This window comes from Sinomonas sp. ASV322 (assembly GCF_030908245.1).
In the GTDB taxonomy this organism is placed as follows: Bacteria; Actinomycetota; Actinomycetes; order Actinomycetales; family Micrococcaceae; genus Sinomonas.
The window spans coordinates 116,548-136,605 of the sequence record NZ_JAVFJJ010000007.1; the positions used below are offsets into that span (position 1 = coordinate 116,548).

The 20,058-nt window shown below is 67.4% G+C and carries 20 protein-coding genes; 11 read left to right on the plus strand and 9 right to left on the minus strand.

Going from position 1 to position 20,058, the window contains the following annotated elements:
• Nucleotides 1–41: 41 nt before the first annotated feature.
• The 5 genes from RBS12_RS11630 to RBS12_RS11650 are packed head-to-tail and all read right to left on the minus strand — an operon-like array spanning nt 42 to nt 5,167.
• A complete protein-coding gene (locus RBS12_RS11630) occupies nt 42–929 on the minus strand; it encodes a carbohydrate ABC transporter permease (protein ID WP_307966269.1) in 888 nt (295 codons plus the stop codon).
• The gene (locus RBS12_RS11635; protein WP_307966270.1) at nt 926–1,885 is read right to left on the minus strand and encodes a sugar ABC transporter permease; all 960 of its coding nucleotides are present in this window, start codon (nt 1,883–1,885) and stop codon (nt 926–928) included. The genes RBS12_RS11630 and RBS12_RS11635 overlap by 4 nt, the downstream gene beginning before the upstream one ends.
• 13 nt (nt 1,886–1,898) lie before the next feature.
• Nucleotides 1,899–3,239, minus strand: coding sequence for an extracellular solute-binding protein (locus RBS12_RS11640; protein ID WP_307966271.1), 1,341 nt, complete (start codon nt 3,237–3,239; stop codon nt 1,899–1,901).
• Between the two features lie 51 nt (nt 3,240–3,290).
• The gene (locus tag RBS12_RS11645; protein ID WP_307966272.1) at nt 3,291–4,070 is read right to left on the minus strand and encodes a hypothetical protein; all 780 of its coding nucleotides are present in this window, start codon (nt 4,068–4,070) and stop codon (nt 3,291–3,293) included.
• Complete coding sequence (locus tag RBS12_RS11650; protein WP_307966273.1) at nt 4,067–5,167, minus strand: Gfo/Idh/MocA family oxidoreductase; 1,101 nt, start codon at nt 5,165–5,167, stop codon at nt 4,067–4,069. The genes RBS12_RS11645 and RBS12_RS11650 overlap by 4 nt, the downstream gene beginning before the upstream one ends.
• Nucleotides 5,168–5,439: 272 nt before the next feature.
• On the opposite strand from RBS12_RS11650, the gene RBS12_RS11655 reads away from it, so the two are divergent.
• On the plus strand, nt 5,440–6,609 hold the full coding sequence (locus tag RBS12_RS11655; RefSeq protein WP_307966362.1) for an ROK family protein: 1,170 nt from the start codon (nt 5,440–5,442) through the stop codon (nt 6,607–6,609).
• 7 nt (nt 6,610–6,616) lie between these two features.
• Here RBS12_RS11655 and RBS12_RS11660 read toward each other — a convergent pair whose 3' ends face one another.
• Together RBS12_RS11660 and RBS12_RS11665 are read right to left on the minus strand one after the other, a co-directional pair.
• Entirely contained in the window at nt 6,617–7,258 is a 642-nt protein-coding gene (locus RBS12_RS11660; protein ID WP_307966274.1) for a nucleoside/nucleotide kinase family protein, read from the minus strand.
• 104 nt (nt 7,259–7,362) lie between these two features.
• The gene (locus RBS12_RS11665; RefSeq protein ID WP_307966275.1) at nt 7,363–8,007 is read right to left on the minus strand and encodes a class I SAM-dependent methyltransferase; all 645 of its coding nucleotides are present in this window, start codon (nt 8,005–8,007) and stop codon (nt 7,363–7,365) included.
• Between the two features lie 102 nt (nt 8,008–8,109).
• On the opposite strand from RBS12_RS11665, the gene RBS12_RS11670 reads away from it, so the two are divergent.
• Genes RBS12_RS11670 through RBS12_RS11680 form a run of 3 tightly spaced genes read left to right on the plus strand, consistent with a single transcriptional unit; the run spans nt 8,110 to nt 10,371 of the window.
• Nucleotides 8,110–8,298, plus strand: coding sequence for a DUF1918 domain-containing protein (locus tag RBS12_RS11670; protein WP_307966276.1), 189 nt, complete (start codon nt 8,110–8,112; stop codon nt 8,296–8,298).
• Between the two features lie 2 nt (nt 8,299–8,300).
• On the plus strand, nt 8,301–9,392 hold the full coding sequence (locus RBS12_RS11675; RefSeq protein ID WP_307966277.1) for a Vms1/Ankzf1 family peptidyl-tRNA hydrolase: 1,092 nt from the start codon (nt 8,301–8,303) through the stop codon (nt 9,390–9,392).
• 10 nt (nt 9,393–9,402) lie between these two features.
• Nucleotides 9,403–10,371 (plus strand): aldo/keto reductase, encoded by a 969-nt coding sequence (locus RBS12_RS11680; RefSeq protein ID WP_307966278.1) that lies wholly within the window; start codon nt 9,403–9,405, stop codon nt 10,369–10,371.
• Nucleotides 10,372–10,458: 87 nt separating this feature from the next.
• Here RBS12_RS11680 and RBS12_RS11685 read toward each other — a convergent pair whose 3' ends face one another.
• Nucleotides 10,459–11,361 carry an SGNH/GDSL hydrolase family protein gene (locus tag RBS12_RS11685; protein ID WP_307966279.1) on the minus strand — a complete coding sequence of 301 codons (903 nt, stop codon included), beginning with the start codon at nt 11,359–11,361 and terminating at the stop codon, nt 10,459–10,461.
• 278 nt (nt 11,362–11,639) lie between these two features.
• Between RBS12_RS11685 and RBS12_RS11690 the strand changes: the two genes are divergently transcribed.
• Genes RBS12_RS11690 through RBS12_RS11700 form a run of 3 tightly spaced genes read left to right on the plus strand, consistent with a single transcriptional unit; the run spans nt 11,640 to nt 13,199 of the window.
• The gene (locus RBS12_RS11690) at nt 11,640–12,452 is read left to right on the plus strand and encodes a class E sortase (RefSeq protein ID WP_307966280.1); all 813 of its coding nucleotides are present in this window, start codon (nt 11,640–11,642) and stop codon (nt 12,450–12,452) included.
• Nucleotides 12,449–12,622: a hypothetical protein gene (locus tag RBS12_RS11695; protein ID WP_307966365.1), complete on the plus strand. Its 174-nt coding sequence runs from the start codon at nt 12,449–12,451 to the stop codon at nt 12,620–12,622. The genes RBS12_RS11690 and RBS12_RS11695 overlap by 4 nt, the downstream gene beginning before the upstream one ends.
• 4 nt (nt 12,623–12,626) lie before the next feature.
• A complete protein-coding gene (locus RBS12_RS11700; protein ID WP_307966281.1) occupies nt 12,627–13,199 on the plus strand; it encodes a hypothetical protein in 573 nt (190 codons plus the stop codon).
• Nucleotides 13,200–13,202: 3 nt separating this feature from the next.
• On the opposite strand, the gene RBS12_RS11705 is transcribed toward RBS12_RS11700, so the two are convergent.
• Nucleotides 13,203–13,910 (minus strand): CPBP family intramembrane glutamic endopeptidase, encoded by a 708-nt coding sequence (locus RBS12_RS11705; protein ID WP_307966282.1) that lies wholly within the window; start codon nt 13,908–13,910, stop codon nt 13,203–13,205.
• Nucleotides 13,911–13,989: 79 nt separating this feature from the next.
• Between RBS12_RS11705 and RBS12_RS11710 the strand changes: the two genes are divergently transcribed.
• From RBS12_RS11710 to RBS12_RS11725, 4 genes are all read left to right on the plus strand, one after another.
• Nucleotides 13,990–15,441: a polysaccharide biosynthesis tyrosine autokinase gene (locus RBS12_RS11710; RefSeq protein WP_307966283.1), complete on the plus strand. Its 1,452-nt coding sequence runs from the start codon at nt 13,990–13,992 to the stop codon at nt 15,439–15,441.
• A 2-nt stretch (nt 15,442–15,443) separates the two neighbouring features.
• Nucleotides 15,444–16,019, plus strand: coding sequence for a low molecular weight phosphatase family protein (locus tag RBS12_RS11715; protein ID WP_307966284.1), 576 nt, complete (start codon nt 15,444–15,446; stop codon nt 16,017–16,019).
• A gap of 952 nt (nt 16,020–16,971) precedes the next feature.
• The gene (locus RBS12_RS11720; RefSeq protein ID WP_307966285.1) at nt 16,972–18,450 is read left to right on the plus strand and encodes a sugar transferase; all 1,479 of its coding nucleotides are present in this window, start codon (nt 16,972–16,974) and stop codon (nt 18,448–18,450) included.
• Nucleotides 18,447–20,012 carry an MATE family efflux transporter gene (locus RBS12_RS11725; RefSeq protein ID WP_307966286.1) on the plus strand — a complete coding sequence of 522 codons (1,566 nt, stop codon included), beginning with the start codon at nt 18,447–18,449 and terminating at the stop codon, nt 20,010–20,012. Before RBS12_RS11720 ends, RBS12_RS11725 begins: the two co-directional genes overlap by 4 nt.
• Nucleotides 20,013–20,058: the final 46 nt, after the last annotated feature.

Below are 20,058 nucleotides of genomic sequence, written 5' to 3' on the forward strand. Positions count from 1 at the left end.
TGGGGTGGGTGGGAGGGTAGATGGGTCCGTGGAAGAGCGTTTCAGCGGCCCGCGAGGGAGCCGCCGATGCCGCCGACGCTGAAGTACTTGTTGAGGGCGGCGAAGACGATGATGGGTGGGAGCATCATGACGACGGCGAGGGCCATGACGGAGCCCCAATCGGTCGCGTTCTGCTGGAAGAAGGACTGCACGCCGACGGGGAGGGTGAAGACCTCGTTCGAGCGGAGGAAGACGATCGCGACGAGGTAGTCGTTCCACGCGAGGAGGAACGCGAAGATCGCGGTCGAGAGGACGCCGGGGAGGCTGTTGCGGAGCACGACCTTCGTGAACGAGCCGAACACCGAACAGCCGTCGATCCAGGACGCTTCTTCGAGGCTGGCCGGGATGGAGTCGAAGTAGGCGGCCATCATCCAGGTGGCAACCGCCATGGTCGAGGCGACGTAGACGATCGTGATGCCGAGCAGGTTGTCCGCGAGGCCGAGGTTCGCGAAGAGGATGAACAGCGGCACGATCGAGGTGATGATCGGCAGGGACTGCATGACGAACAGCAGCAGCGAGTAGCCCGAGACAGCCTTGGAGCGTCCGCGGGAGAGGACGTAGCCCGCGGGCGCGGCGACGGCGACGGAGACGACGACGGTCGCCATCGTGACCATGAGGCTGTTCCCGAGCCAGGTTCCGGCGAGGGTCTTGTCGAAGACGCTCGCGAAGTTCTCGAAGGTCAGCCCGGTCGTGGTGCTTGCCGCCGCGGGCGTGAAGGCGAGGACGACGACGGCGAAGATCGGCACGAGGACGACGGCGGTGATTGCGAGGATGAGCGCGAAGCGCCACCAGCGCCCGCGGAGGTCGGCTTCCGATACCGTACGGCGCTTCCGCGGCCCTGCGGTTGAAACGACTGCAGGCTCGGCGTGGGTGTGCAGGACGGTGCTCATTCGACGCTCGACTTTCGGATCTGGCGGTACAGGATGGTGGAGATGATCACGAGGGTGAGGGTCATGAGGAACGCGATCGCGACGCCGGGGCCTGTCTGGAAGTCCTGGAAGACCTTGCGGTAGGCATAGACGACGAGGGAGGTGGTGGCGTCGACGGGGCCGCCGCCGGTGAGGAGGTAGATCGTGGGGAAGTCGTTGACGCAGAAGATCGTCATGAGGATCCACGAGATGTAGGTCGAGCGGGCGGTCAGCGGCAGGGTGATGCCCGTGAACTGCTGCCAGCGCGTTGCGCCGTCCATGCTCGCGGCCTCGTAGACGGTGTTGTCCACGCTTGTGAGGGCGGAGGCGGACATCATCATCATGAACGGGAAGCTGATCCAAACCTTGAACACGCACACGGTGACCTGGGCGAGGGTGGGGTCGGCGAGGAAGAGCGGCGTGCCGAGGCCGAGGGCGTTGAAGAGGGCGCTCGTGGGGCTCCCGGGGGAGGCGACGAGCCAGTTCCACGACGTCGACGAGACGACGATCGGCACCACCCAGGGCAGGAGCAGGAGGACCTTGAAGAAGCCTCTCGCGGGGATCCGCGTGCGCAGGAGGAGCGCGAGGCCGAGCCCGACGGACCACGAGCCGAAGACGCCGACGATCGTGAACACGATCGTGAACTGGACGGCCTTCCAGAACGCGGCGGACGCGAGGACTTCGGTGAAGTTCGCGAAGCCGACGAAGTCGCCCGCCTCGATGAGGGAGCCGTTGTGGGTGGCCTGGATCGCGGCGTAGACGAGCGGGTAGCCGTTGATGAGCAGGAGGAGCAGGACCGAGGGCAGGATGAGCCAGAAGTAGGTCTTCGTGGTCTGCGAGCTCAGCCTGCTGGCACGGTTGCGGGCCGGGCGGCCCGGCCCGCCGGGGGCGAGGCCCCGGCGGGCTCGGGCGAGCCCCGTGTCAGTCGTGGTGGTCACGGGGTGCCTCCTACTAGGACTTGACGACGGACTTGAGCCCGTCTTCGAAGGCCTTGAGCGCGGTCTTCGCGTCGCCCTTGCCGGAAAGCACGGTCTGGGCGAACTGCGTGAGGGCCTGGCCGCCGTCGAGCACCGCGGTGTTGGCCGAGAGCTTCGTCCCGCGAGAGGCGAACGTCTTCGCGATCGGCTGCCATTCCTTGATGATCTTGACGTTGTTCGGGTCCGACGTGAACTCGGGGAGCTCGGTGATCGACTTGAACACGGGCAGCGCGTTCATCTGCTTCTGCTTCCAGAGTTCCTTGATCTGGCCGAGGTACGCGACGAGGAACGCCTCCGAGGAGTCCTGCGACGGGGTGTTCTTGTACATCATGATGTTGTTCGGGAACACGAGCGTGCCCTTGTCCCCGTGCGGCCCGGACACGACCGGGGCGACCTGGAGGTCGCCGGACGTGTCGCCCACGCGGTTGGTCAGGCCCGCCACGTGGAGGCCGTAGGCGCCCTTCGTCTTGTCCTTCCACTGCGCGTCGTGGTTGTCCTGCGTGTAGCTCACCGCGGCGGGGTCGATGATGCCGTTCGAGTAGAGCTCGTACAGGAACTCGATGGCTTCGATGTTGCGGTCGTTCACGACGTCGATCTGGCCATCTGTGCCCCACACGCCGCCGCCGTTGTTGACCATCGTCTGGACCACGAGGTGGTTGCCCATGAAGTTGCCCGCACCCGCACCGGTCACGAATCCGCCGGCGCCGATCTTCTTGAGCGCCTTGCCGGCCTCGAGGATGCCCTTCCAATCGGTCGGGGCCGCGACGCCAGCCTTGTCGAAGAGGGACTTGCGGTACCACATGACGCGCATGTCGAGCTGCCACGGGACGGCGACGTAGCCCTTGTCCGACTTGAACGGGTCGAGCACCCCGGGCAGGAAGTCGTCGTACTGGCCGTTCTTCTTGAGGGCGTCGATGACCTTGTCGGCGTACGCGATCGCGCCCTGCTGCTCGAACTGGAACGCCTGGAAGCCGCCACCCGTCGAGACGGCGGGGCCGGTCTTGGACGCGATCGCCGAGGAGAACGTCTGGTAGAAGTTGTTCCACTGGATGATCTGGTAGCTCGCCTTGAGGTTGCTGCCGGTCGGCGCGTAGCCCTCGACGATCTTCTTCGCCGCGTCGTTGTAGGCGGGCGTTCCCCACGGCATGTCCCAGAACTTGATCGCGTCGCCGCCTCCGCTCTTCGATGCGGAGCCGCCGCCGCATGCGGCGAGGGCGGGGACGGCCGCGGCTGCGGCCGCGAGGCCGAGAAAGCCCCTCCGGGAGAACGGCTGGCGGGAGAACGGCTGCCGGGACAACGGGCGCGAAGAGGTCATAGCTGGTCCTTCATCTTTGAGGGTGGGTGGGGCAGGAAAAAGCGCTTCGCTTCAGCCGAGAGCGGCGGCGGCGAGAGGGGTAAGGCGGTGAAGCTCGGCGATGTCGCCGGAGATGGTGTCCCCGGCGGCGATTGCCACGGCCCGCCGCCAGCTTGCGCGGCGGGAAGTTTCCCAGAGCGTCGGGAGGAGGCGTTCGCCGTCCCGAGCGACGACCCGGATTTCGGCCGGAGCGGCCGTGTCTGGGCTGGGCACGACGGCGGTGAGCCCGCCGTCGTCGGTCAGGATCCGCAGCCGCAGGCTTGCCGACGCGGCGTCCGTGACAACGAGTGAGAGGGCGAGCGGGGCGCCCGAGCGGGTCCCGCCCGCGAGGTGCCAACTGTTCGCGCCGCGGTGCAGCGAGCGCAGGGAGGCAGGCTCGCCGGCGACGCGGTCGACGGCGACGAGCACGTCGAGCAGCGCGGCGTCGAGGTCCGTGCCGCTCGGCACGGCGAGGGTTGCCTCGGCGAGCACGGCGCTTTCGCGCAGCGGCGCGGCGGCGTCGGCTGCGGCGAGGACACCCGGATTTGCGGCGAAGTCCCACGCGAGCACGACGCGCGGCGCGGTCTCACTCGCAAGGGCCGCGACGCCGTCGTCCGTCTGAGGCGAGCCGACGACGACGGCGAGCGCTCCGCCGTCGGCCGCCTCCATCGCACGCTGTGCCCACCCGGGCGAGCCGGCGACGGCCGCGAGCTGGGCGGGCCCGTCGCCAACCGGTGAGAGCGAAAGCGGCAGGGACGCGACGATTTCGGCGAGGCCCGCCGTATGCGTCGTGTCGACGGAAAAAGCGCTCATGCTGCGGCCTCCAGGACGTGGGCCCGCGCTCCGTCGGCGATCGCGAGGGCGAAGCGGAGGTCGTCGATGAGCGTCGCGGCGTCCGGGGCCTGCTCGGTTCCGCGGACGATCCCGGCGATCCGCCGCCACTCGCCCTCGTAGCCGTTGCAGCCGAAGGGGCCGGCGACCGTCGTCTGGTCGGCGGTCGTGAACTCGGCGACCGCCGAACCCGCCTGAACGTACGACGGCGTGAACGTCACCTTGAGGGTCGAGTCCGGGCCGATGGCCTCGAACGTCCAGTCGGGCTTCCAGGTCGCGTTCATCGCCGCGGTCAGCTCGATCGTGCGGCCGCCCGCCTGCAGGAGGAAGACGTAGCCGAACGGGCGGACGATCTCGGCATGGAGCACCTCGAGGTCGTCGAAGCGCGGCACGAAGCGGCGCACGATCGGCAGGTCGTGGATCGCGAGGCCCAGGACGCCGCCCTCGAGCATCGTGGCCACGACTGCCAAGTCGGAAAGGTCCGGCTCGGGGCGGGAGGGGTGGGTGAGAGGAGGGCGGGTAGGGCCGGGAGGGCGGGTGAAAACTTGAGTCGCGAAGTCCTCGAACCGGGCGTTTGGCGGGAGGACGACCGAGGAGCGCAGCGTGTGTGCGGTCTCGGGGAGGTCGCCCATGAGCTGCTCGGCGGCGAGCCAGCCCGGATCGAACGTGTGCATCGCGCCGACGACGATCGGCACGCCCGTCTCGTCGGAGACGGCAGCGATCTCTGCCGCCTCCTCGCCGGAGACCGCGAACGGCTTCTCGCACAGGACGGCCTTCTTGCCGGCTCGGCACGCGGCGATGACCTGCGTGGCATGGAACTTGTGCGGGCTGCAGATCGCGACGACCTCGACGCGCGGGTCGGCGAGCAGTTCCTCCATGGACGTCGAGTGGCGGGCTCCTGCGCGGGCGGCCACGTCGGCGGCGACTCCGCCGTCGACATCCATGACGTGCGCGACCGCGAAGAGATCCGTGAGCCGCGCGAGGCTCGGAAGGTGGATCGCCTGCGTCACCGGCCCCGCACCGAGGAAGCCGACGCCGATGAGCGGCGAGCCGTCCTCGGTGTGAGTCGTGTGGGGCATCGATGCTCCTGGGGTGGGTTCTGTAGCGCGGGTGGGCTTTGAATCGGGTGGGTTCTGTGGCTCGGGCGTTCCGTGTCGGTGTGAGCTGGTTCACTAGGAGCGTAGAGGGACTTTTGACGAGACGCAAGCAAAAGTTGTGAAGTCTGTGGTTGTCTTTTGATCTATGGCTTCGATTAAGCCCGTATGGGAGACTTTCGTCCATGGCAGATGACCGACGCGCGACAGCCCGGACGGCCGTCGAGGCCGCCCTCGGCGAGCCCGTTTCCGCTGCCATGTCACGGGCCGGCGATCTGTTCCAGCTCCTGCGCGACGGCAATCCGTGGACACGCGCCCAGCTCGCCGTCACGACGGGACTCGCCCGCTCGACCGTGGCCGGGAAGGTGGACCTGCTCCTCAACTCGGGCCTCATCGTCTCGGTCGGCGAGGCGGCGTCGAGCGGCGGCCGCCCGCCGTCGCGCTTTGCCTTCCACGCTCAGGCGCGCACGGTCCTCGCGGCCGACGTCGGCGCGAGCCACGTGCACGTCGCCCTGACCGACCTCAACGGCGACGTCCTCGCCGAGGAGCGCGAGGGGCTTCCGGTCACGGCCGGGCCCGAGGCCGTGCTCGGTCACGTTGTCGCCGCCGGAAAGCGGCTCCTCGCCGCGGCGCATCGGCCCGACCGCCTCCTCGCGGGCGTCGGGATCGGGCTCCCGGGGCCGGTCGAACACGCGACGGGCCGGCCCGTGAAACCGCCGATCATGCCTGGATGGGACGGGTTCGACGTCGTCGGACTGGTCCAGCGCTCGCTGCAGGTGCCGGTCCTCGTCGACAACGACGTCAACATCATGGCCCTCGGCGAACGCGCGGGCTTCTGGCCCGGCGTCGACGACCTGCTCTTCATCAAGGTCGCGACCGGCATCGGGTCCGGGATCATCAGCAGCGGCGAGCTCCAACGCGGCGCCGACGGCACGGCTGGGGACCTCGGCCACGTCCGAGTCGCGCGGGGCGAGGGGATCGTGTGCCGGTGCGGGAACATCGGGTGCCTCGAGGCGCTCGCGTCGGGCGCCGCCGTCGCCCGCTCCCTCGCGGCGAGCGGCGTCGCCGCCGGGAGCGGGCGCGACGTCATCGAGCTCGCCTCGCACGGCAACATCGCCGCGATCCAGGCCCTCCGGCAGGCCGGGCGGGACATCGGCGAGGTGCTCGCGACGTGTGTCAACCTGCTCAACCCGAGCGTCATCGTGATCGGCGGGTCCATGGCCGCGGCGGGCGAACACATCATGGCCGGCGTGCGCGAGGTCGTGTACCACCGGTCGCCGCCGCTCGCGACGACGAACCTTCGGATCGTCCTCTCCCGCGCGGGGGGCCGGGCCGCCGTCATGGGCGCGAGCCAGCTCGTCTCGCAGCACGTTCTCTCGCCCGCCGGGATTGAGGCCGCGCTCGCGGCACTCGTCGCGGCGGGGTAAGCGGGGCTCAGTCGGCGCGGATCCGGACCACCCTGTCCGCGCGGTGCGACATCGCCTCGATGAGCGCCGCGTTGGCCTCGTCCGTCCCGAGCGCCCACGCCGTCGCGGCCTCGCGAGACTTGCCGAACGCGACGTGGCGGGCGATGAGCCGCGAATGCCGCAGGGGCCTGTCGATCTCGAGGAACCAGCATTCCGTGAGGCACGCCCTGGCCCGCGGCCACGCCCCGGACTCGGCGAGGAGATAGTTCCCCTCGGTCACGACGAGCGGAACGTCCGGCCTCACAGGGATGCTCCCCGCGATGGGCTCCTCGAGCGACCGGTCGAAATGCGGCGCGTACACGACCTCGCCTGGTGCCTGGCTGCGCAGGCGCTCGAGCAGGCTCGCGTAGCCGGCGTCGTCGAACGTCTCGATCGCACCCTTGACGTGCCGCAGCCCGCGCTCGAGCAGGACGCTGTTCGCAAGGTGGAAGCCATCCATGGGCACGAGCACCGCGCGGCCCGGCCCGAGTTCGCGCACGATGCGCTCGCCGAGCGTGGACTTGCCGGCGCCAGGGGCGCCCGTGATGCCGAGGATCGCCCGCTCGCCTCGCGATGCGAGTGCCTCGGCGAGGGCGACGAGTCCGGCTTCCCTCATGGTGCTGTGCCGCATCTGGCGCCCTTCCCCGCTATGGTGCTGCTGGCCCGCAGCACCATAGCGGGGAAGAGGCACCCAAGAAGGGAAGCGGCACAGATCGGGGGTGTCCCGGCCACGTCTCAGCCGCCCCGCCGGGCTGTGAGCACCGCGTCGGTCAGGACCACCCGCTGCCCCTCGGGCCCCACCGCCTCGCGGCCCTCCGTCGTCGTCGCCTCCACGGACCACCCGCCAGCCCGCAGGCCGAGCGAGGCGGCGAGCTCCTCCGCCGTCGGCAGCTCCGCGCCCTCCCCGTGGGTCTCCTCGCCGGCGTGCCACGGCGGGAATGCCGCGTGGCCGACGACGACCAGGAGCCCGCCCGGCGCAACCGCCGCGGCCGCCGCGCGGAGGATCCGTGCGCGGGGGAGGTCGACGGGCGAATGCAGGAACTGGGCGGACACGAGGTCGTACTCGCCCTCGGGCTCCCACTCGGCAAGGTCTCGGCGCAACCAGGCGACGCGGTCGGCGACGCCGGCTTCGTCGGCGTGCTGCGCGGCGCGGCCGAGGGCGACGGCGGAGATGTCGATGCCCGTGACCGTCCACCCGCGCTGTGCGAGCCAGATGGCGTCGGCTCCCTCGCCGCACCCGAGCTCGAGCGCCCTGCCGGGAGCGAGCATGCCGACCTCGCGCACGAGCGCCGCGTTCGGGTTCCCGCTCCATACGCGGTCCCGCTCACGGTAGAAGCCGTCCCAGAACTCGGAAGGGCGAGGCTTGCTTTCGCTGTCCATGGACCACTCCTATCGACGGCGCATGCCCCGACGCAAGGGCTGCTTGGGCCCTTCCCCCGGGGGAGGCGGCTACGTAATCTCAAGGCTAGGAGGTGATCCGCCATGAATGCAGTGCAGGGAGACCGGATCGTCATCCGGGGCCGGACTGTCGAGTCCCAGGACCGGCACGGGGAGATCCTCGAAGTCAAGGGAGCGAACGGCGACCCGCCGTACCTCGTTCGCTTCGACGACGGCCATGAATCCGTGGTCTTCCCAGGTGGCGACTTCGTCGTGGAGAAAGCGGGCAGCTGATCGTGCGGGCGCTCGCAGACCTTGCGGAACTGCTGCGCGACCCTGGCCCATGGTGCACCGTCCACGCGGAAGTGAGCGCGGGGACGGTGACCGCCCACGAGGCGGCCGACCTGCTCGGCCAGACAGTGTCCAGCGCCCTCGGACGGGCTGGCGCGAGCGAGGCCGACGTGCGGGCGGCCGAGACCCTCGACTGGCCCGCCGCCGGCATCGGCGGACCAGCCTCTCGCTTCGTGCTCATCCGGGCCGGCGAGGTGGTGGTCAACCAGCTCGTGCCGGGAACCCCGAAGACCCTCGTCGCGGAGGCGGGGCCCATTGCGAACCTCGTCCCACTCGCGACGGTGCGCGGGGCCGACGTCGAATACCTCGTCGTCGAGGCCGAGCGGGCCGACGCCGAGATCGGCCGCCACCGTGCGTCGGCCCTCGGGCCAGCCGACCGCCGCGAACTGCACGGGGAGACCGACTCGCTCACGAAGGTCCCGCTCGGCGGCTACTCGCAGGGCAAATACCAGCACCGCACCGAGGAGATCTGGCGCCGCAACGGCGCAGAGGTCGCCGCCGAGGTGAACCGGCTCGTCGAGGACGGCGGTGTGCAGCTCGTGGTCCTCGCGGGCGACGAGCGCGCGCGGCTCAAGGTGCAGGGAGCGCTGAGCGAGCGCGCGGCGGGGCTCGTCCAGACCGTCGGCAAGAATGCCTCCGCGGGCGCCGACCGGGCGCGGTTCGAGCAGGAGGTGGACGCCGTCGTCGCCGGTGTTGCGGCGCGGCGCCAGCGCGAGGCCCTCGAACGGCTCGTCGCGGGCCTCGGGAGCTACACCGCGGGCGGATGGGCCGAGACATTGCGCGCCCTCCAGGAGGCGCGCGTCGAGACTCTCCTGCTGAGCCCCGAGGTCGCCGAGGGCCGAACACTGCTCGCGCTCGGCGCCGAGCCCTGGGTTGCGCAGGAAGAGTCCGATTCGCTCGGGGCGCCCGTGCTCGGCCCCGCCGCGGCGGCCCCCGCGCTCCTGCGCGCCGCCGTCCTCACGCGCGCGGACACCGTCCTGTTCCCGCCGGGCGCGCTCGACAGTGGTGAGGCAGCGGCCGCGCTCCTGCGCTGGTAACGTTCGGACCGTGCAGTACACGCGACTCGGACGAACCGGCCTCGAAGTCTCGCGCCTCGCCGTAGGCTGCATGAGCTTCGGCGATCCACAGCGGGGCAACCACCCCTGGAGCCTCTCCGAGGAGGAGAGCCGCCCGCTCATCAAGCAGGCTGTCGAGGCTGGCATCAACTTCTTCGACACCGCGAACGTCTACTCGGATGGCACGAGCGAGGAGATCGTCGGCCGCGCGCTCAAGGACTTCGCGGACCGCGACTGGGTCGTGCTCGCGACGAAGGTCCACGGGCGCATGCACCCCGGCCCGAACGGCGCGGGCCTTTCTCGCAAGGCGATCATGTCCGAGATCGACGCGAGCCTCCGACGCCTCGGCACCGACTACGTGGACGTCTACCAGATCCATCGCTGGGACCCGCACACGCCGATCGAGGAGACGCTCGAGGCCCTGCACGACGTCGTCAAGGCCGGCAAGGCGCGCTACATCGGGGCTTCGTCGATGTGGGCGTGGCAGTTCTCGAAGGCGCAGCATCTCGCGCGGGCCAACGGCTGGACGCCCTTCGTCTCGATGCAGGATCACTACAACCTCCTGAATCGGGAGGAAGAGCGCGAGATGTATCCGCTGTGCGCGGACGAGGGCGTGGGCGTCCTTCCGTGGAGCCCCCTCGCGCGTGGCCGCCTCACGCGCGAATGGGGGACGACGACGGCGCGCACCGAGGGCGACGCGTTCGGCCGTACGCTCTACCACGAGAGCGACAAGGCGATTGTCGACGCCGTGGGCCGGGTTGCCGAGCGGCGCGGCCTTCCACGCGCCCAGGTCGCGCTCGCATGGGTGCTCCGGAACCCCGTCGTCACGGCGCCAATTGTCGGGGCCACGAAGGCTTCGCATCTCGAGGACGCGATCGCGGCTTTGGAGATCGGGCTCGACGACGCCGAGGCCGCCGAGCTCGAAGGCCCGTACACGCCGCGGGAGCCTGCGGGATTCTGATCAGGTTCTGAAGCGGGAGCCAGGCCGCACGTCTACCGTGCGATCCAGCCCGCTGGCTGTCCGTCTGCGACTACAGGCAACGACCGGTCAGCCCGTCACGAGCTGGGTCGGCTTGATCCCGCTGACCATGGCCGGGTAGTAGCCCTCGGCGTAGCCTGTGGCCGTCGGGTGGAAGTTGAAGTCCGTGAGGGGCCCGAGGTTGAACCAGGAGTCGGAGGAACCGATCTCGTGCCCTGCGAATTTCGAGGTGACGTCCACGAACTGCGCCCCGGCCGCCTGCGCCTTCGAGGCGAGGATCGTGTTGAGCGCGTCCGTTCCGACGTCGAACACGGCAGCGGCCGCCGCCGACATGACGCCGCCGCCGGCCTGGACCGTCGTCGACTCGTCCGCCGTGGCGAAGAGGTGAGGGTAGCCGAGCCAGGCGACGTGCGCCTTCGCCGCGAAACCCTGGATGGTCGCGACCGTCCCGGCGACGTCGATCTGCTGCGCGGCAGCAAGGCCTGCATGTGTGGCCGCCTGGCACTGAAGTGCCTGCGGGGTTGTGTCGGCGGCGCAGATGGCGATAACGCCGCCGAAATTGACGTCGTTGCCGCCCGCAGTAAGGGTCACGAGACCGGTCCCGGCGTTGAGTGCACCGTCCGCGGCTGCCTTCGTGGCCTGCTGCAAGATGGTGGGCACGGGCGAGGCCGACGCCCCGACCTGGGCTCCCGCACACGCGTAGTCGCCAGCGAGGGACACCGATTTGAGGGCCGAGAACAGCGTGACATCGTCAGGTCGTCCGCCGATGAGGCACGCAGGGCTGCCGATGGCCGGGTTGAAGGCGGAGGTCGGAGGGAAGGCGCCCCAGCCGGCCGAGTAGGAGTCGCCGAAATTGACGTAGCTGACGGGCGCCTGTGCCGCGAGCGCGGGGGCGGGGGCGCTTGCGAGGGCGAGGGCTGTAGCAGCGACGAAGGCGACTGCGGTGCTGCGGAGGGCTGCAGGGAATGGCATGATCTTCTCCAGATGCTCTCGGGTGGAGGTGTCTCGGCCCGAGTTCCTGCGCCTCTTCTGGTGTCTCCCCTCGGTCGAGTGTAGGTCGATGGTCTGTCCTCGGTCCAAGGTTCGAGTTGACTCATGTAAGACCCCAGGTGGCCGTGGTCGTGGCGCTCATCTGAAGCATCTACACTGGGCCCGGTATTCTCGGTGCTTGGTGCGCGCTTGGCGCGTCTTTGGGGCGCGCGGCGCTTGGGACGCGGCGAACGGCGCAGGTCTTTTGGCAGGGGGGCAGCATGGGGCGAGGTCTCGTGGCGGCGCTGTGGGCGTTCGCCGAGCTCCTCATCACCTTTGCGCTCTGCGCCCTGCTCTTCGTGGGGTGGTATGACTTCTACAACCCGTGGGTCGTCGGGGTGCATCAGCAGGCGACCGCGGCGGAGCAGAGCCGCCTGCTGAGCCGCCAGATCGCGGCCTCCGCGGCGCCGTCGGCCCCTAGCCGGCCCGCGGGGCAGGCGATGCCGAGCGCTCCGGCCGGGTCGCCGTCGCCCGCTCCTTTGGGCGCGGCCCCTGCGCACGCCGCTCCTTCGAATGTGCCGGTCATGGCGGAGCCCGGACGCGTGGCTGCGCCCATCGGCGTCATCTATATTCCACGGCTCGGGGACGACTGGCGGCGGATCGTGCGCGAGACGGTGGACACCGAGCGGGTGCTCAATAGTGTGACGGCTGGGGTCGGCCACTATGAGGGCACGGCGATGCCCGGGGGGATGGGGAACTTCGCCGTCGCTGCGCACGACATCGGCTATGGCAACAGCTTCCTCAAGCTGAGCACCCTTCGGCTCAGCGACAAGATCTACGTCCAGACGGCCCAAGGCTGGTACACGTACACGTTCCGGAACTTCCAGTTCGTGCAGCCCTCGGCCGTCGACGTGATCAACGCGGTGCCGGCGGTTTCCAAGACGGCGACCACGGATCGGCTCATGACCCTCACGACGTGCTACCCGGCCGTCTTTCCGCCGCTCGAGCGAGCCATTGCGTACGCCGAGTTCGAGGGGTTCGACACCGCGGCGCCCGCCGCGCTCGCTTCGATCCTCGCAAAGGATGGCTCATGATCTATCGCGCCCTCTGGCGGCTCCTTCCGGGTCCGCCGTTCGTCCGCGTGCTCATCCTGCTCGGGCTTGTGGCGGGCGTTCTCGTCGTCTTCGACCAGTGGCTTTTCCCGTGGGTCGCGGCGACCTTCTTCGACGACGGAACAGGAACTGTCGGTGGCCCTCAAGGATGACCGCGTGGCTGACGTGACCGAACCGGCTGCCGAGTTGGGTGCGCGGCGCGCCCGCCCGAGTTGGGCTGCGCGGGTGCGGGGCGCCGTCGTCGCCGTGCTGGCCCTGGCCGGGGCCGTGGGCCTTGTTGCGACCCTCGCGAGTGGGCCTTTGGCTGGGCTGTTCAGGCCGCAGGGCGCGCCGCCGTCCCCCGTGCCGGCCTCGCCGTCCCCCTCTCTGTCGCCGAGCGCGATTCCGACGCCGGGGCTCGCGCGCTTCGATCCCGCGGCGTCGGACGGCGCGGTCCTGCAGCTTTTCGCTCGCGTCCTCAAGCAATCGGTCGACTCGGCGGGAGAGCCCGACGGCAAGGCTCTGACGGGCGCGCTCGCCGCGGCGGGCTTCGACCCGCGGGCCATGCAGCGCAGCGCCGACCGCACGAGCGTCGACCTTCCGGCGCCGAGCATTTCGGTTTCGGTTCGCGTCCGCGACACCTGTTTTGTGGGGCAGTTTGTCCGGGCGGAGCGAAGCGTCGTCGGCGAGGTGACGGCGCCGATTTCGACGGGAGCGTGCCTCATCGGCCAGACGGTGCCGGTGGGGTAGGGGTCAGACCGGCCAGGTGAGCCAGACGCCGAGTCCGTTGAAGACAACGTGACCGACCATGGCGGCGCCGAGGCGACTCGTCGCGGCAGCCGCGATGCCTGCCCCGACGGAAAAGATGAAGGTCCCGGCCGCGAGTGCGGCAAGTTCGGTGGGGGTCCGCGCGAGCAGCAGGACGTGGATGGCCGCAAACACGAGGGACGTGACGACGACGGCGACTGTCGCCCGGGCGAAAGCAGAGCGCGGCCGGAGCAATTCCGTGAGCGTGCGCTGGATAAGGCCGCGGAAAAAGAATTCTTCTAACAAGGGTGCAATTATTACGGGTGCGACCACCCCTGTGACGAGCGTCGACCCCGAGACGACCGCCCCCAATGTCGGTTGGCTTTCAAGACCTGTTGATCCGGTCAACAGGATCTGAAGATAACCATCTGCAGCTCGCGCGGCACAGGCCAGCCCGAGTCCCCAGAAGATGTCCATAGCGTGAACTCGAATGCCCAGATAGCTGACGATCTGGCGAAAACTGTTCCCTTTCATGGCCAGCGTGAGGGCCGCCAGCATTGGCAGCCAAGCGGCCAGATAAGCTAACAGGCCGCTGACGTGGGGATTGTCGCGGGGTGCCCAGTTTTCTGCGGCCAAACCGCATGCGAGCGTGGCAACGATACCCAGCCCGGCCCACGTCAACCGCCGGACTCGGAGGGCTGCAATCGTCTCCATCGATCTCCAAATCGGCCTGTTTTCGCGGGTGTCGTGTGGCAACATATGTGTGGTCGCCATCTGCGACTTTGTGACAAGAATGGGGAACTTCGTGGAGCTACGGGACTACATCCGCATCATACGCACGGGCTGGGTCCTGATCGTCGTGATGGCGCTGGTGGGGGTCGCTGCTGCGGCGGGCATATCAATTCTCATGAAGCCGCAGTTCAAGGCTTCGGCGCAGGTTTTCGTGTCGACGCAATCGGGCGGATCAGTGGCGGATCTTGTTCAGGGGAGCACGTTCACCCAGCAGCGTGTCAAGACTTACGCCGGACTTGTCACGACGCCGATAGTCCTACTCCCCGTCATTTCCACTCTGCACCTCTCTATGACGGCCGATGAGCTTGCAAAGTCCGTGACGGCGAGCGCTCCGCTCGACACGACGCTCATCCAGATCTCGGCTGTGTCGTCGGATCCCGTGCGCGCCGCCGAGATTGCCAACGCTACGTCGGAGAGCCTGACCAACGTCGTCCAGTCGATCGAATCTACGGGCTCGCAAGCCTCGCAGTCCTCGCAGGTCAAGCTGACGCGCGTCCAAGAGGCGCAGGTTCCCTCGACTCCGGTAACGCCGAACGTTCCCCTCAACCTCGGGCTCGGACTATTCCTGGGCCTAGCACTCGGGGTCGGGGGCGCGGTTCTGCGGCACGTTCTGGACAACCGGGTTCGAAATGAGCACGATATCGAGTCGATCAGCCCGTCGCCCGTTCTCGGTGGGACAACGTTCGACTCGAAGGCAGCCAAGCGTCCGCTCATCGTGCAGGACGATCCTCGCAGCCCCCGCGCGGAGGCATTCCGCGCCCTACGGACGAATCTGCAGTTCATCGACGCCGGCGGGGGCGCCCGGAGCTTCGTCATTACCTCGTCCATCGAGAGTGAAGGCAAGAGCAGCACGGCCTCGAACCTCGCTATTGCGCTCGACAATGCGGGCCATAAGGTGGTCGTCGTCGATGCCGACCTCCGCCGTCCGAAACTGGCCGAGTACATGGGCCTCGAAGGCGCCGTCGGTCTTACCGATCTCCTGATCGGCCGCGCGGAGATGGATGACGTTCTTCAGCCGTGGGGCCGAGGAGACCTCCATGTCTTGCCCGCGGGTAGCGTACCTCCCAACCCGAGCGAGCTTCTCGGTTCGCGCGCGATGTATGCGCTTGTTCGCCGCCTTGAACAGGATTTCGACTACGTCCTCTTCGACGCCCCTCCGCTGCTTCCAGTGACCGATGCTGCGATCCTGAGCAAGACCGCCGGGGGAGCCATCGTCGTGGTGGCCGCGGGGAAGACGCATCGCGGCCAACTCGGCGCGGCCGTTACCGCCCTCGAGAACGTTGGGGCCCGCGTCTTCGGCTTCGTCCTGACCATGCTGCCCGTCCAAGGTCCGCATTCCTATGGTTATCAGGCCTATGGGTATGGATACGGAGCTTCGCACGCCGAGGATGAGCCCGAGACCGTCAAGCCGGAGCGGTCGACCGCTCGCCGAGTGCGCGGAACGGTCGGGTAGACATGTCTGCGGACAACTTTCACGTCCTGTTTGTGTGCTCGGGGAACATCTGCCGATCCCCCATGGCCGAACAGCTGCTGAGAGCCCGAGGCGCCGGTTCTGACATCGGCGTTTCCAGCGCCGGCACCATTGCCGACGAGGGGGCTCCGATGACACGCGAGGCCGCGGAGCTCTCCCAACGGTATGGAGGAGACCCGTCCGGGCATCGATCCCGTCTGCTGACCTCAGAGGTCTTGATGTCCGCTGATCTGGTCTTGACGGCCACACGCGCGCAGCGTGCATCCGTCGCGCAGCTCGTCCCTCGGGCATCTCGGCGGACTTTTACCATCCGGGAGTTTTCGCGGCTCCTTCGGGCGATCCCCGGGGACGATCGCATCTCGCTCAGGGATTCGTTTGCCCTCGTTGAGGCTGCCCGGTCTAGGCGTGGATTCATCGAACCGCCCAACAACCCTGACGACGACGACGTCGAGGATCCGTACCTCCGGCCGATTGAGGTCTACGAGAGGGTCGCGGCCCTCTTGGACTCCGAGGTCAAGGCCATCGCAGCACACCTCGCGTTGGGAGGAGGGGTGCGGTGAAACTCCTAAGCGCGAATGGGGCGCGTGGACGGAGCTCGAAGATTTGGACGATTTCCGGCATCGCTGTTCTCTTCCTCGTGGATGTGGGGCTCTCGGGTCTGGCCTTTGCTGCGGCGCGCCCTGCCGTGAGCGGGACCGCTGGGCCTATTCCAACCTTCACTTCGGTGAACCAGCCGAAACCTAGTCCCGCTCCAAGCGCGCAGGCGACTCCGTCCGAGACGGCGAAGCTTGTCAACACCACAGCGGCGGAAGGATCCGGGTACCGTTTCCTCGCCGCGGTGAGCTCCACGGACGGGTGGCGATCCAGCGGCGGGTCGTGTGGGGGTTCCGCCGCCGTGATCGAGCACACGACTGATGGGGGGCATTCGTGGGTGCCCGTGCCGACGGACTCCCGCTCAATGGGGCAAATCCTGGCTATGGGCGTGACCGGGAACCGGGTGTGGACCGTTGCTGGTGGCGGGGCTAGATGTACACCCGGCTACTGGTCGAGCGCGACCGGAGCTTCCTGGGACACCTCTGACCAAGCCCTCGCGGCTGCTGCGTACATCGACTCGGATGGACATTCCTTGCACTTCGGCCAAGGGGCTGAAGCAGCGCCTTGCCAGGCCGCTCTTCGGCTTGCCGTTCGTCCTGATGGTTCTGCTGCGCTCCTGTGCGCGGATGGCCTGTGGAGCCGAGGGGCGTCCGCGCGCGCATGGACCCACGTCGCTGTGTCGGGTCTGCTCGATCTCGCCCCCGGGCGCACAGGATTCCTCGTGGCCTTTGCAGACCCTGAGAACTGCCAAGGCGTGGCATTTGGCTCACTCCCCAGCGGGTTCACTGTGGGGGCCGTGCCAAATCGCATTGGCTGCGCAGACGGCGCAAGGGCACCGGTTGCGCTAGCAAGTGTTGGAGCAGTGGTCTGGCTTTGGGCTAGTGAGACCGTTCAGCTATCACAAGACGGAGGTGCCACATGGAAGCGCTGAGTCTTGGGAAGCGAGTTCCGCTTGCCGGGGGTGTCCGAGACTGGCGTCAGTGGTTGAGCCGCGGCTTGGTGTTTACCGACCTGCTAGTGCTCGTATGGGTCATCTTTGGCGTCCAGATAGCGTGGTTGGGCTTCGACAGCGACAACGTGAGCTTCCAAGGGGCTTTGGACTCGCTCGCTGTGAATTACTCGACCGTCTCGTTGGTGCTCATCGTGGCTTGGATGGCCATGTTGGCCATCTATGACACCCGGGACGCTCGCGTCATCGGTGCCGGGCCAACCGAGTACCGGCTGATCGCGGACGCCTCTCTCCGCATGTTCGGCCTAGTAGCCATCGTCTCCTTTCTCTTTCAGATCAACCTGGCGCGCGGGTACATCTTGATCGCCTTCCCGTCGGGCGTAGCCGTACTGTGGCTCTCGCGATGGCTGTGGCGCCAGTGGCTGGGCGTGAAGCGTCAGACGGGGGAATTCTGTTCGCGGGTGCTCCTTGTCGGCACTCCGACTTCGGTCCGACACCTCCGCATTGAACTTGCCCGGCATCCCGAGGAGGGATACCACGTTGTCGGTGAGTGCTGGTCCGGAGTCGCTTCCGGGTCCGTTCAGGAACCGAGCGTTCCGGTCTACTTCGATCTCGATTCCATCGATCAAGCGATGGCTGAAACGCGGGCCGACACTTTAGTGATCACGAGTGCTGAGGAACTCACGCCAGAGACGGTCCGACGTCTTAGCTGGAAGCTGGATGGCGACCGGCAGCAACTCATCGTTGGTGCGAGCCTCACGGACGTTGCTGGTCCTCGTATCCACACGCGTCCCGTCGCCAGCTTGCCGCTCATCCATGTCGAAGTTCCGCGTTACGAGGGGCCCAGGCATCTCGGAAAGCGCGCACTCGACATCGTCGGATCGGCGGCTCTCATCATGCTTCTTGCTCCTTTGTTGGTGGTGCTTGCGCTTGTCGTCAAGCTCACGAGCGCGGGCCCTGTCATCTATCGGCAGGAGCGAGTCGGACTCAACGGCAAGTCCTTCATGATGTACAAATTCCGCTCTATGCGCGTGAATGCCGACGCGGAACTGGCACAGCTGCTCACGACGCAGGGGAAGGGCGACCGGCCCCTGTTCAAGGTCGACGACGATCCTCGCATCACGCCGGTGGGGCGTTTCCTCAGGAAGCATTCCCTCGACGAATTCCCGCAGCTATTCAATGTCCTTTTCGGAACCATGAGCCTTGTGGGCCCGCGCCCTCAGCGTCACGGCGAAGTCGCTCTCTACGACGAGGCCGCACGGCGTCGACTGCTGCTCAAGCCAGGAATGAGCGGTCTGTGGCAGGTAGGCGGGAGATCGACATTGTCTTGGGAGGATTCGATTCGCCTGGATCTGTTCTATGTAGAGAATTGGTCATTGACCGGCGATCTCATAGTCCTGTGGCGGACAATTAGAGCCGTTCTCGCGCCGGGAAAGGAGGCCAAATGACTAGCAATTTGGCAGCTCCGATTAAACGCAGAGTTTGGGTTGTCAATGGTGCCGCGAATCTGGTGCGTGCTGCGTCAGGGAGCCTCGAGAACCTTCTTCTTCCGCTCATCCTGCTCTGGCTGCTGCCAAAGGATCAATATGGTGCGTGGGCGATCGTCTTCTCGGTCTCGACCTACGTCACCTATCTCGACCTCGGGCTGCAGACGGCGGTTCAGACCAACGTCGCGCGATGGGCAGGGTCGAATGATCCGGTCGGCGCTGCCCGGATGGCCTGGACCGGCGTCAAGGTTGCCCTCATCGTCGGGGGTGTCGCCTTCGTCGCTCTGGCCACAGCTGCGAGAGCTCTCGGGAGTATCTTCCCTGATGTCCCCGCGGGATTCCTCCAACAAGCAGCTGAGGCCCTCGTGCTCTTGGCGGTTGGGCAGGTCGCCAACCTGTCGATCAACGTCTTGGCGTCGTACTATGCGGGGCACCAGCGGTCGGTCTTTCCTGCGCTGCTCATGTCATCTGCACGCTTGGTGTCACTCCTCTCCATCGTCGTGGTCGGCAGTTTCGAACAGCAACTTCCAGCGGTGGCCACCGCATATTCCTTGCCCTTGGTTGCGGGGTTCCTGACACTCCTGATTGCGTTTCTTCGAGAGTTGCGCCGCCTTGCGCGCGATTCGGATCGGGTCGCGCCGGTCGCCGTCGTCGGATCCCGCGTCGGTCACCTTCTGCGCTACTCCGGTCCTCTCATGATCTGGAACGTGTGCACTTTGGCCGTGAGCGCCGCAGGAACGGCAATCGTGGGCCGCGTCGACTTCGGCGCGGTGGTCATCTACTCCATCTCGACCATGTTCGTCCTTGCGATCGTTGGCGTCGATAATGCGGTGATGTCCCCTCTTCTCTCAGAACTCGGGCGCCTGGCCGTTGCAGGGGATCGATCTACGTTGGGGCGCACAGCCGTGAAAGCCACACGAATTAACTCTGCGATCCTCGCCATGCTCATTTGCATCAGTTGCGTCGTAGTCGCCGTTCTAGCAAACACTGGCCGCTTCACGGGGCAACGCACTGATGCGACGATCGTGGCGATTCTGCTGATCATGGCCGCCGCTATCCGGATCACCATGACGCCTCTCACCTTCGCATTTATTTCCACGGGAGACCACCGGCGCATCGTCGCTCAGCCGGTCCTCGACGCACTCATCAATTTGGTGTTGAGCATCGGGTTGGGACTCGCGTTTGGTGTGATCGGCGTCGTTGTGGGGGGTGTCCTCTCTGGAGCGATATCTGTCGTGTTGGGCATTTCATGGTCACGCCGCGCAGCTCGCTTCCGAGATATCGTGACGGCGCAAGACATCGTCCGCTCCGTGGGGGAACCCATGATGTGTATCTTGCCCGCAATTGCGATGACGCTCGTGGCGCCTGGGTTCGCCTTTCTCGGATCCATCGCCTCGATCATCATTGTCGCCGCAGCGTCATCGCTGAGCCTGTCGTTGGTCTGGTTCCGGTCCTTGCCGAGGGACGTGAGGACTTCGCTCGCGGGAGACCTGCTTAGACGACGGCGCATGGCCAAGACTTGACCTCCAACCTGCCAGTACGCCCCTCCTCCCACGCTGACGAGAGAGA

Bases quoted from the DNA above. Each gene is read 5' to 3' on its own strand.
- RBS12_RS11630 (WP_307966269.1), bottom strand. From the start codon at position 929: ATGAGCACCGTCCTGCACACCCACGCCGAGCCTGCAGTCGTTTCAACC.
- RBS12_RS11640 (WP_307966271.1), bottom strand. From the start codon at position 3,239: ATGACCTCTTCGCGCCCGTTGTCCCGGCAGCCGTTCTCCCGCCAGCCG.
- RBS12_RS11645 (WP_307966272.1), bottom strand. From the start codon at position 4,070: ATGAGCGCTTTTTCCGTCGACACGACGCATACGGCGGGCCTCGCCGAA.
- RBS12_RS11650 (WP_307966273.1), bottom strand. From the start codon at position 5,167: ATGCCCCACACGACTCACACCGAGGACGGCTCGCCGCTCATCGGCGTC.
- RBS12_RS11655 (WP_307966362.1), top strand. From the start codon at position 5,440: ATGTCACGGGCCGGCGATCTGTTCCAGCTCCTGCGCGACGGCAATCCG.
- RBS12_RS11660 (WP_307966274.1), bottom strand. From the start codon at position 7,258: ATGCGGCACAGCACCATGAGGGAAGCCGGACTCGTCGCCCTCGCCGAG.
- RBS12_RS11665 (WP_307966275.1), bottom strand. From the start codon at position 8,007: ATGGACAGCGAAAGCAAGCCTCGCCCTTCCGAGTTCTGGGACGGCTTC.
- RBS12_RS11670 (WP_307966276.1), top strand. From the start codon at position 8,110: ATGAATGCAGTGCAGGGAGACCGGATCGTCATCCGGGGCCGGACTGTC.
- RBS12_RS11685 (WP_307966279.1), bottom strand. From the start codon at position 11,361: ATGCCATTCCCTGCAGCCCTCCGCAGCACCGCAGTCGCCTTCGTCGCT.
- RBS12_RS11690 (WP_307966280.1), top strand. From the start codon at position 11,640: ATGGGGCGAGGTCTCGTGGCGGCGCTGTGGGCGTTCGCCGAGCTCCTC.
- RBS12_RS11695 (WP_307966365.1), top strand. From the start codon at position 12,449: ATGATCTATCGCGCCCTCTGGCGGCTCCTTCCGGGTCCGCCGTTCGTC.
- RBS12_RS11705 (WP_307966282.1), bottom strand. From the start codon at position 13,910: ATGGAGACGATTGCAGCCCTCCGAGTCCGGCGGTTGACGTGGGCCGGG.
- RBS12_RS11710 (WP_307966283.1), top strand. From the start codon at position 13,990: ATGGGGAACTTCGTGGAGCTACGGGACTACATCCGCATCATACGCACG.
- RBS12_RS11715 (WP_307966284.1), top strand. From the start codon at position 15,444: ATGTCTGCGGACAACTTTCACGTCCTGTTTGTGTGCTCGGGGAACATC.
- RBS12_RS11720 (WP_307966285.1), top strand. From the start codon at position 16,972: ATGGAAGCGCTGAGTCTTGGGAAGCGAGTTCCGCTTGCCGGGGGTGTC.
- RBS12_RS11725 (WP_307966286.1), top strand. From the start codon at position 18,447: ATGACTAGCAATTTGGCAGCTCCGATTAAACGCAGAGTTTGGGTTGTC.